This is a genomic window from Bifidobacterium sp. UBA6881, assembly GCA_002451435.1.
Classification (GTDB): Bacteria; Actinomycetota; Actinomycetes; order Actinomycetales; family Bifidobacteriaceae; genus Bifidobacterium.
Window position 1 is genome coordinate 4,196 of the sequence record DKCF01000021.1, and the last position, 5,783, is coordinate 9,978.

At 65.1% G+C, this 5,783-nt stretch carries 5 protein-coding genes; all 5 read left to right on the forward strand.

Annotated elements, in window-relative coordinates; all coding sequences use genetic code 11:
• The first annotated feature begins 5 nt into the window (after window positions 1-5).
• The 5 genes from B3C64_RS01640 to B3C64_RS01660 all read left to right on the forward strand — a co-directional run bounded on the left by B3C64_RS01640 (window position 6) and on the right by B3C64_RS01660 (window position 5,655).
• Window positions 6-1,358 (forward strand): MATE family efflux transporter, encoded by a 1,353-nt coding sequence (locus B3C64_RS01640; RefSeq protein ID WP_291533277.1) that lies wholly within the window; start codon window positions 6-8, stop codon window positions 1,356-1,358.
• Between the two features lie 65 nt (window positions 1,359-1,423).
• On the forward strand, window positions 1,424-1,903 hold the full coding sequence (dtd, locus tag B3C64_RS01645) for a D-aminoacyl-tRNA deacylase (protein ID WP_291533270.1): 480 nt from the start codon (window positions 1,424-1,426) through the stop codon (window positions 1,901-1,903).
• Between the two features lie 171 nt (window positions 1,904-2,074).
• Complete coding sequence (locus tag B3C64_RS01650; protein ID WP_291533271.1) at window positions 2,075-3,067, forward strand: D-2-hydroxyacid dehydrogenase; 993 nt, start codon at window positions 2,075-2,077, stop codon at window positions 3,065-3,067.
• Window positions 3,068-3,234: 167 nt separating this feature from the next.
• Window positions 3,235-3,660, forward strand: a complete 426-nt coding sequence (locus B3C64_RS01655; protein ID WP_291533272.1) for a helix-turn-helix domain-containing protein — start codon at window positions 3,235-3,237, stop codon at window positions 3,658-3,660.
• A 273-nt stretch (window positions 3,661-3,933) separates the two neighbouring features.
• The gene (locus B3C64_RS01660) at window positions 3,934-5,655 is read left to right on the forward strand and encodes a serine/threonine protein kinase (RefSeq protein WP_291533273.1); all 1,722 of its coding nucleotides are present in this window, start codon (window positions 3,934-3,936) and stop codon (window positions 5,653-5,655) included.
• The last annotated feature ends 128 nt before the right edge of the window (window positions 5,656-5,783 follow it).

The window sequence follows — 5,783 nt, forward strand, 5'->3', positions numbered from 1 at the left end:
GGGACGTGACGATACAGACGACAACGCACGCAACACAGGACGCGACGGCCCGAAAACGCATCCTCGCGCTCGCCGTTCCCACCTTCGGGCAACTGGTCGCCGAACCGGCCTTCGTGCTCATCGACACCGCCATCATCGGGCACGTCGGCGATGCCGCGCTCGCCGGACTGTCGATCGGCTCCACCATCGTGCTGACCGTGGTGGGGCTATGCGTCTTCCTCGCATACGGCACCACATCGAACGTGGCGCGGCTGCTGGGCGCCGGCCGGCGCAGGGAAGGTTTGGAGGCGGGCGTCGCCGGATTATGGCTCGCGCTCGCGATCGGCGTGGCGATAGCCTTGGCGCTTCTGATGTTCGCGCGGCCGCTCTGCATGATGATGGGCGCGCGCGGCGCCGTGCTCGACAACGCCGCCGTCTATGTGCGGTCCGTGGCATGCGGCATTCCGGGCATGCTGCTCGTCTACGCGGCCAACGGCATCTTCCGCGGATTGAAGAAGATCGGCATCACCCTGTTCGCCGCCATCACCGGCGCGGTGCTGAACACCGTGTTCGACCTGATACTGGTCGTCGGCTGCGGCATGGGCGTGCTCGGCTCCGGCCTGGGAACATTGGCGGCGCAGTGGATCATGGCCTTGATGCTGGTCGTGCCGGCCCTCGTCTGGGCGCGCCGCGAAGACGCCCGCGTCATGCCGAATCCCGCGGCCATACTGTCGAGCGCGGGCGACGGACTGGTGCTGTTCGTCCGCACGCTCGCATTGCGCGCATGCCTGGTGGCCACCGTCGTCCTCGCCGCGCATATGGGAACGCGCGTGCTCGCCGCATACCAGGCGGTCAATTCCACCTGGAACTTCGTGCTGAACATGCTCGACTCCATCGCCATCGCGGGGCAGACCCTGGTCGCCACCGAAATCGGCGCGGGAAGAAAACGCGGGGCCATGGCCATGACGCGCGCGGCAAGCCATGCGGGACTCCTCGGCGGCGTGATCGTGGGTTGCGGACTGGTCGTGTGCGGTCTGGCCGCACCGGCGCTGTTCACCACGAACGAAACGATACGGGGCCTGATCACGGTCGGCATGGTCGTCGTCGGCATGACCCTGCCGCTCGCCGGATGGATGTGGGCGTTGGACGGCATCCTCATCGGCGCCGGCGACTACCGGTACCTCGCCGCCACCTGCACGGCCACCGCCGCGGTATATCTGGCATGCCTGGCCGGCCTCGGGCACCTGTGCGACGTATGGGACGCCGATGGCCATATGCGCATGGCGGCGCTCTGGCTGGCGGTGAACCTGCTGTTCGTCGGACTGCGCGCGCTGTTCAACGGATTGCGCGCACGCTCCGGCGCATGGATCCGCGCATGACGGCATGACGATATGGCCCATGCCCCCAAGGTTCCCATGGCCAGACGATGCGCTATGAAAGACATATGCGCATCGTATTGCAGAAAGTAAGCGAAGGAACCGTCGACGTCGCCGACGGGACCACCGGAGAGGCCGACCCCACATTCGACCCACAGCACATCGGCAACGGCTACGTGCTGCTCGTCGGCGTGGAGGACGCCGACGGCACGAAACAGGTCGACTGGCTCGCCCGCAAGATCGCCAACCTGCGCGTCTTCGAGGACGCGGACGGCAAAATGAACCGTTCCATCCACGACGTCGGCGGCAGCGTGCTCTCCATATCGCAATTCACCCTGTACGCGGACGTGCGCAAAGGCAACCGTCCAAGCTTCGTGAAAGCCGGCGAACCCGTCCACGCCGAACAGGTCTGGCACGAATTCAACGACGCGCTGCGCGCGCAAGGCCTCGAAGTCAAGGAAGGACGATTCGGCGCGCACATGCGCGTGAATCTCGTCAACGACGGCCCCGTCACCATCATCTACGACACCGACGAACTCGGCATATGACCGACGACGCCGGCCAACGGAACACCGCCCGGGCAAACCGCCCGGCAGACCACGCGCCGGCGCTCGTCCGGCCGGACGCGGAATAGACGCGGCGGCACCGCACCGGACGCCATGCAGAACGGTACGTCTCCCGGCGAAAGGTTATCCGGCGCTTGACCTAGGGTGAAAGACATGGGAATCGAAAACAATCGCAAACTGATCGTCAACTGCCTGCCGTTGACGCCATCGGAACAGGCGCGGTTCACGCGCGCGGCCAAAGGCGTGCCGCAGGAATTCGTAGGCGACCCATCGCAACGCGGCGACATGCAATGGCACGCCAACATCCCCGAGGAACTCAAGGAACGCGCCACCGCGGTCATCGGCAACATCGCGCCCGAGGAATGCGCGCAATGCCCCAACCTCGAATGGCTGCAGACCTGGAGCGCCGGCGTCGACCGCTACCAGAAACCCGGCGTCCTCCAACCCGGATCCATGCTCACCAACGCCTCCGGCGCATACGGCCAAAGCGTCTCCGAACACATGTTCGCCAGCATGTGGGCCATCATGAAGAACCTGCACATCTACGCCGCGGGCGACGCCGACGCCCGATGGCAGGACGCCGGACGGGCCATCAGCCCCGAAGGCCTCACCGCCCTCATGATCGGCACCGGCGACGTCGGCTCCCATTTCGCGCGCCTATGCAAGACCATCGGCATGGAAACCATCGGCATCCGCCGCAACCCCAGCGTCGAAGCCAAAGGCGTCGACCACATCGTCGGATTCGAATCCCTCGACGACGTGCTGCAATACGCCGACGTGGTCGCCATGAGCGTGCCGTCCACGCCGGCCACCCACCACCTGCTCAACGCCGAACGCATCGCCAAACTCAAAACCGACGCCATCGTCATCAACGCCGGCCGCGGCGACGCCGTCGACCCCGACGCGCTCGCGGACGCATTGCGCGAAGGCCGTATCCGCGGCGCCGCGCTCGACGTCACCGAACCGGAGCCGTTGCCGGCCGACTCGCCCCTGTGGAAGGAGCCGCGCTGCCTGATCACCCCGCATGTGGCGGGCGGCAACCATCTGGCGATTACGGAACAACGCATCATCGCCATCGCATTGGGCAACGTGCGCTGCTACGCCAACGGGCAGTCGCTCGACAACCGCGTGCCGCTCAAGGGCTGAGCGCCCCATGCATGCGAGTCCCGCACGCGGGATCCGAGAAAAGGCACGGGTATACTGTGAAGGGTGATTGTGGAAGGCATGCCGAAGCGTTCCATGGACGTATCGGCATGCCTTTTTCAGTTGGCAACTGAACGCGCCGATGCCAACGTACTCTAAGATAAACCGACGTGGAACACCTGACCGAAGAACTGCTTGAACGTCTGCTGGCAAGCTCGGACATCGCCGAGTATCTCGACAGCCAGGCGGTGCATGAATACCATCTGACGGATTACCTGTTCGCGCTGATGAAGTCGCATGGGCTGACCCGCGCCGATGTGGTGCGCGGTTCCGGCGTCAACGCGACGGTCGTATACGATGTGTTCGCCGGCAAAAGCAGGCCGGGACGCGACCACGCCATCATGATCGCCTTCGGCCTGGAATGCGATTTGAAGGAGACCCAGCGGCTGCTGCGTCTCGCGGGGGCCGCGGAACTATGGTGCAAGCAACGCCGCGACGCCATCATCATCTGGTGCATCAACAAGGCCTTCGACCGTCTGGCCACCGACAACGAACTGTGTCGCATGGGGGAGAGGCCGCTGCTGCAGCCCAAGTAGCCTCATGATGCGAATCTCGCGCGGGATCCACGCGACTCCCTGAGGCTCTCAGGCCATGTTTCGGATCTGGAACCATGCCGCGAACGATGCCGTCCCCGCGCCATAATCGTCGGCAAGCTGATATGCGGCGGCCCGCGGACCGGCGGAACACGACGAATGGGTGGGCGGCATGATGATGCGACGGACGCCATGGAACGCCGAAATATGGTTTACTGGCATTGTCGGCGCCGTATGCCGCGGCGCGCACGGTCGATCGGAAAGCCGGTAATCCACATGGAAGACAAACAGGTCATGCACGCCATGAGCCTCGATGACGCGTACCACGTCGAACGCGTGCTCGCGCGCGGGGCCGGCGGCGTCACCGAAATCGTCAGCATCGGCGGGACCGGACCGTTCGTGCGCAAAAAGATCCCCCTGCAATTGGCGCGGCGCAACGTCTGGTCGACGCTTGGCGAATGTTCCGGCAGCCGTCTGCCGCATGTCGAGGCCACCTACGAGCTTCCCGACTGTTTCGTGGTGGTGGTCGACTACGTCGAAGGCGACCCTCTGGAGGACGTGGTGTCCCGGCGCGGCAGGTTCGCCCTGCACGACGCCATCGCGTTGATGGGGCAGATCGGCGAGGCGGTCGGCGAACTGCACGCGCATGGCATCGTCCACCGCGACCTTTCCCCGAAGAACATCATCATCGCGGCGGACGGCGCGCACATCATCGATCTGGGCATCGCGCGCATGCGGGCGGAGCATACGGGCGGCCACGACACGACGATCCTTGGCACATGGGGATTCGCACCCGCCGAACAATACGGTTTCGCGCAGACCGACGACCGCTCCGACATCTACTCCATGGGGCGTCTGCTCGGCTACGCGCTGACGGGATGCTATCCGACCGATTCCGAATACGAACGTCTGCTCGACGACGACACCGTGGTCGACGCGCACACCCGTTCGGTGATCGCGCGCGCATGCGCATTGGAACCCAGCGCCCGCCAACAGACGGTCGGGCAATTCGTCGACGAGCTTTCGGGAAAGACGCCGATTCCCGAATCCGAAGACGGGACGGATTCGCGGATGGCACGGGACGCGGCCGCCGATACACGGCAAACCACGGGCGGGAGCACCGCCGAAGACGGGTTCGTCAAACGGCTTCGGTCGAAAATGCGGGCGATGCCTTCCACGACGCGCGTCGCATGCATCTGCGCGATGCTGGTCTGCGCCGCGCTCGTCATCGCGCTGCTCGCCGGCGTATCCATGGGCGTGTACCGCCATTTCGCGGCCAGCGGGGCAGGCAACGCCGCCGAAACCGCGCGGAACGACGACGCTTCCGGCACGTCGCAAAACAAGGAAGGCACATCGGAACCATCGCAATCGCGGAATGATGTCGCGCAATCGGAGAAAAGCCGGAGCGCGGCGACCGGCAATCCGCTGGCCATCGGCGAATCCGGATGGCATGCGAACGGCGGATACGTGCATTACGCGTACGAGCTGCGCAACACCAGCGCCAGCACGGTGGTCGCATTCCCGCAGGTGACCGCCGTCGGCAAGGACGGCAACGGCAACATCCTCTTCTCCGAAGACTACGTGGGCATGCGCATCCTTCCCGAACAAACCGTGTGGGTGACCGGACAGGCGGGCAACGGCGGGGAAAACCCCGCCAGCGTGACGTTCCGGACGGCCGATCCGTCCGCCGACAACATGACCGAGAACAAGAACGAGAAGGCATGGCGGTTCACCACGAGCGCGTTGCACGCCAACCAAGGCGACGGCACCACCAACTTCTCCGGCGAGATCGGCGTCGGTTCGCGCGGGGACGGGTCGGATGGGTCCCAAGTGCGCGTCTCCTTGGTGCTGCGCGGCAAGGACGGTTCCATCGTGTATGGGGATTTGACGTACGTGCCGCTTCCCTCCGATGGACGACGCCAATCGTTCACCATCATGGAGCCGACCGCGGATCTGCCCGCGTACAGCACCTTCGAAGTGCACGCGCAGCTCGAATGAAACGGCATCGCACAGGCTGGGCAAACGAAAAACCGCGCCGCCACGCAAGGCGGACACGCGCGACCGGCATGCGTGGCGGCCGAATGGGCAAATGGTTTCCTGCCATAGGTGCCACAGGGCTTTTTCAG

What these genes read in the sequence shown, in the direction of transcription:
- B3C64_RS01660 (WP_291533273.1), top strand. Translation starts at nt 3,934, where the DNA reads ATGGAAGACAAACAGGTCATGCACGCCATGAGCCTCGATGACGCGTAC.
- B3C64_RS01650 (WP_291533271.1), top strand. Translation starts at nt 2,075, where the DNA reads ATGGGAATCGAAAACAATCGCAAACTGATCGTCAACTGCCTGCCGTTG.
- dtd (WP_291533270.1), top strand. Translation starts at nt 1,424, where the DNA reads ATGCGCATCGTATTGCAGAAAGTAAGCGAAGGAACCGTCGACGTCGCC.